At 69.6% G+C, this 1,554-nt stretch carries 1 protein-coding gene; it reads right to left on the bottom strand.

Annotated features, from left to right (window positions below):
• Positions 1-84: 84 nt before the first annotated feature.
• A complete protein-coding gene (locus tag FGF04_RS36425; protein WP_149515680.1) occupies positions 85-1,179 on the bottom strand; it encodes a DUF1996 domain-containing protein in 1,095 nt (364 codons plus the stop codon).
• Between the last annotated feature and the right edge of the window lie 375 nt (positions 1,180-1,554).

Raw genomic sequence — 1,554 nt, 5'->3', positions numbered from 1 at the left:
GGCGTGGACTCATGGGGGGTCTCCGTGTGCGGGTGGGGGGAGCGGCCGGGCCGTGGCGGGACGGACCGGCCCGGCCGCCCCGGTTCAGGGAAGCTCGTAGTTCTCGTCGAGCGCCGCCCCGGCCTCGGGGTGCGTCTGGTCGTAGCCGCGCGCGTCGCACTGCAGACCGCCGACGACGCAGTGGCCGACCAGCGCGTTCAGGGTGGGCGCGTCCCAGGCGTTGAAGAAGTCGTAGTGGAAGGACCAGCTCGGTCCGCTGGCCAGCTTCACCTGGGAGAGGTCGCCGTTGACCGGGAAGGCCATCTTGAACTCGATCATCGGCAGGGCGACCGGGTGGCTGGTGGGGCAGATGTTGTTGTTCGTCCCGGGGTTGACCACGGGATAGGCCATGTGGCTCTTGTGGTCGGGGGTGTCGAGGTACCGACCGTCCCAGCAACTGGGCGCCTGGAAGCGGATGTTGAGCTGGACGTCCGGGCGGCTGGGGCAGTTCGTCGGGAAGTCGACGTTGAAGAAGCTGTCGCCGCACTCCCAGCCCTCGACGAAGCCGCGGTGCGCGCGGAACTCCTCGCGGGTCTGGGTCGGGCTGCCCACCAGGAACCGGAGCCCCTTGGGGAAGGGGCGCACGCTGGTGTAGTCGGTGACGCCCGCCTTGTAGTAGATGACCTGCGGGCCGACGGGCCGGACGGGCTGGTCCCCCTTGAACAGGGTGGGCATCCAGTAGCCCGACCTGTCGCCGGGCGCGTTGCACGTGGTGGTGGCCCCTTCGAGCGAGGCCGTCGTGCTGTTCGCGTTCGTCGTCCGGTTGCCCATGAAGGTGTGGTCGTGGGACTTGCCCGGCTGCTGCGGGTAGACGATCGGGTCGTCCGGTTTCGTGTGGCTCACCGAGCAGTTGGCCTGGAATTCGTGGAAGTAGCGGTGCGGCGGTTCCTTCGTGGACGGCTGGACGCCCGTCACCGGCGGGTTCGCGGGGATGTAGCCGTCGCCGTCGGGGTCCTCCGGGGAGGCGGCGGTCGACACCGCCATGGTGTGGCCCATGTGGTGCGCGGTGGACGCCGCCGCCGCGCCGGCCTGCGGCGGGGGAGTGCCGGCGGTGGCCGCGACACCGCCCAGGCCGAGCGAGGMCAGCAGCAGGGCGCCGGCGATCAGTGTTCCTGAGACGATCTGCGATCTCCGTGGCATGGAGACCTCCTGGAGACGTCGAGGGGGAAACGGTGGGGGGTGCGGGCCGGGAGACGGTCGCGCAGGCACGGAAGCGGGGAGAGCGCGAGGGGAGAACGTGCTGGGAGAGCGCTCTCCCACTGCGGAGTGTTGAGGCGGGGACGCAGGGGTGTCAAGGGATCCGACGGAAGGAACGTCCGGTTCCCCCCGAACACCTCTTGAACGCGCGACCGGGCGGGAGAGTCGACCGCGGGACGCGACGAAACCCGGCAAATGAGGCTGTACGCACAGGACTTGCCGCGTGCCGAGCAACAACTTCCGTGACTCCGGTCGCACCTCTTGACGCACGGTTCACACGGATGAAGCATGCAACGGCGAGAGAGCGCTCCCTCATCC

Source organism: Streptomyces apricus (assembly GCF_008369065.1).
GTDB lineage: Bacteria > Actinomycetota > Actinomycetes > Streptomycetales > Streptomycetaceae > Streptomyces > Streptomyces apricus.
The sequence above is the reverse complement of the archived record's forward strand: the minus strand, read 5'-3'. Positions and strand labels throughout refer to the sequence as shown.